Source organism: Shewanella sp. SG41-4, from assembly GCF_014164505.1.
Taxonomy (GTDB): domain Bacteria; phylum Pseudomonadota; class Gammaproteobacteria; order Enterobacterales; family Shewanellaceae; genus Shewanella.
This window is the reverse complement of record NZ_JACJFI010000405.1, coordinates 1-2638: the sequence shown is the minus strand read 5'-3', so window position 1 is coordinate 2638 and position 2638 is coordinate 1. Positions and strand designations below refer to the sequence as shown.

Annotated in this window: 3 protein-coding genes; all 3 read left to right on the top strand. The window is 40.4% G+C overall.

From position 1 onward, the window contains the following. Positions 1-362 precede the first annotated feature (362 nt). Positions 363-1610: a lytic murein transglycosylase gene (locus tag H5202_RS20315; protein ID WP_182773660.1), complete on the top strand. Its 1248-nt coding sequence runs from the start codon at positions 363-365 to the stop codon at positions 1608-1610. Positions 1611-1694: 84 nt separating this feature from the next. Beyond that, a complete protein-coding gene (locus H5202_RS20310) occupies positions 1695-2177 on the top strand; it encodes an FKBP-type peptidyl-prolyl cis-trans isomerase (protein ID WP_182773659.1) in 483 nt (160 codons plus the stop codon). A 99-nt stretch (positions 2178-2276) separates the two neighbouring features. Continuing rightward, positions 2277-2504 carry a DUF3389 domain-containing protein gene (locus tag H5202_RS20305; RefSeq protein WP_101086922.1) on the top strand — a complete coding sequence of 76 codons (228 nt, stop codon included), beginning with the start codon at positions 2277-2279 and terminating at the stop codon, positions 2502-2504. Positions 2505-2638: the final 134 nt, after the last annotated feature.

The window sequence follows — 2638 nt, the reverse complement described above, 5'->3', positions numbered from 1 at the left end:
TAAAATGGGCGTTTATAGAGATATTGCAACTAACAATACTTGATACGTCAATGTTGTAACTGTTCTTCACCGTCGTCTATGTTATGACATTTTGTTTCGATAGTGGGAATAGCGAAAGTCTTTAATGTATTGACCCATTTATTTCATTAGTTTGTTGTATCAATCAAATAAAGTGCAGTGATTAAATAATGTGTTTGGCTTAGAATCATCTCTTCATTATTGATTATATTGTTAGCAGCGTTTTTATTTATCCAGTTGAATTTTTCATAAATAAACAGGGTTTAATGTTAACAGCTCTTGTTTACTGAAAGCCGATGCGTCACGATATTCAATATTCATTTTACGTAAATTAAGTGTTGTTCATGGCTCATAAAAGACGTTTTTCTGTGTTTATTGCTTCAATGTTTGTATCTAGCACCTTATTAAGTGCCTGTGCTGTGTCGGCATCACCCGATCCCGTCGCTGATGTTACTCCTGTTCAAGAGCATCCCGATTTTGCTACTTGTGTGATTAATTTACAGCAAAAGGCAAAAGCTGCTGGAATTTCACAGCAGATTATCGATACCACTGTCGCAAATTTAAAGTTTGTCCCTAGAGTGATTGAACTAGATAACCAGCAGCCAGAATTTACCACTAGCTTTGGTGATTACTTTGACAAACGGGTAACACCATGGCGGGTTGAACAAGGTACAAAAATGATGGCTAAACATGGGCCATTATTAACTAAGCTAACAAAAGAGTATGGTGTGCCAGGGCAATATATTGTTGCTTTTTGGGGCTTGGAAACTAACTTTGGTAGTTACAAAGGTAGCATGCCAGTGCTCGATTCATTAGCAACGCTAGCATGCGATCCAAGGCGTAGTGATTATTTCACTGGCGAGTTATTACAAGCGTTGAAGTTAAAGCAGCAATTTAATTTCGCTGATAACAAAATGGTTGGCTCGTGGGCAGGGGCGATGGGGCACACCCAATTTATGCCGACTAACTATCGTAAGTATGCCGTAGATGGCGACGGTGATGGTATTGCCGATTTATGGACTAGTGAAGTGGATGCATTAACGTCTGCTGCTAATTTTTTACAACACTTAGGTTGGAAAGCTGATGAGCGATGGGGGCGTGAAGTATTGTTGCCTGTTGATTACCCGTTTGCTTACTTGGGCGGTAAATACCCTTTACCATTAGTAAAATGGCAAGAGCTGAATATTAAGCAAACTAATGGTCAGCCGTTGTCGACACCAGATATGCAAGCTGCTTTATATTTGCCAGCAGGGCATACGGGTCCTGCTTTCTTAGGGTATGACAACTTTAATGTGATAATGCGTTGGAATCGTTCTGAATTTTATGCCATTGCAGTAGGACATTTAGCCGACAGAATTAATGGAGGTGCGATGTTAACTCGTTCAGTACCTAAACAGCCAAGGTTAAGCCGAGAAACGGTAAAGCAGTTACAGCAAAAGCTTAATGATGCTGGATTTGATGTTGGTAAGCCAGATGGTATTTTAGGACGTAATTCGGTACTAGGTTTACAAGCCTTTCAGCAGCAAAAAGGGCTGATTGCGGATGGGTTTCCTGATGTTGAAACATTTAATGCATTAGGCATCAAATTATAATGGCCACCTAAATGGCCACTTTTTTGTGGATGCATTAGCAGGCTTTTGCTAAGCTTCGGCAAATTTTAGAGTTAAGGAACGATAATGAGCATTAAAGACGATATGGTAGTGCAGTTTAATTACACGTTACGTGATGAAAAAGGCGATGTGATTGAATCAAATGAAGGTCGTGAGCCGATTGCATATCTGCATGGGCATGACAACATGATGCCTGGTATCGAAGCTGCCATTAATGGTAAAGAAATTGGCGAGAAGTTTACTATTACTCCGCCAGCTGCTGACACTTATGGTGAACGCCAAGAAGATTCAGAGCAGCGTGTATCTGTTAAACATCTTGTCGGTGCAAAAGTATGGAAACCAGGCATGGCAGCAGTGGTAAATACTGAACAAGGTCAACGTCAAGTTACCATCATTAAAGTGGGCAAATTTATGGCAACTGTTGATGTTAATCATCCACTAGCTGGCCGTGAATTAACATTCGACGTCGAAATTGTCGGTGCTCGTGATGCGTCAGATGAAGAAATTGCTCATGGACACGCCCATGGTGCTGGTGGTCATCACCACTAATGAGATTAGTTTGTTGTTAATTCCTAATTTAACAGCAATTTAATTCTTGTATAAAGCCCAAGTGAATACTTGGGATTTTTGTTTTTACAGTGAGTTATTATGGTTATTGATTTTTCTTTGGGTAAAATTATTGTCACTGTGCATGAAATTCAGTGCAGATTTCATGATAGTCAACTGGTGCTTGCTGCGTCAGTAGATGATATTAGCTGTTTTCATCAAGGTTTAGTGATTGTCGCGGATGCGGGGACGGTGCGTTGGAGTCTAAAACTCGATAATCCAGCACAATTAGAGGCGTTACTTGATCACACCGGGATCCACGCACAATAGCCAATAGTAAAACCAAGTTACGACTAATACGAAGGTTCCAGTTTTGCGAATAAACGCGCTTGTCTCCTTCATAAGCGTCTAGTTCTGCATCCAGATAAAAATAAAACTCATCGCAGTGCAGTAAGGTTCGAGTG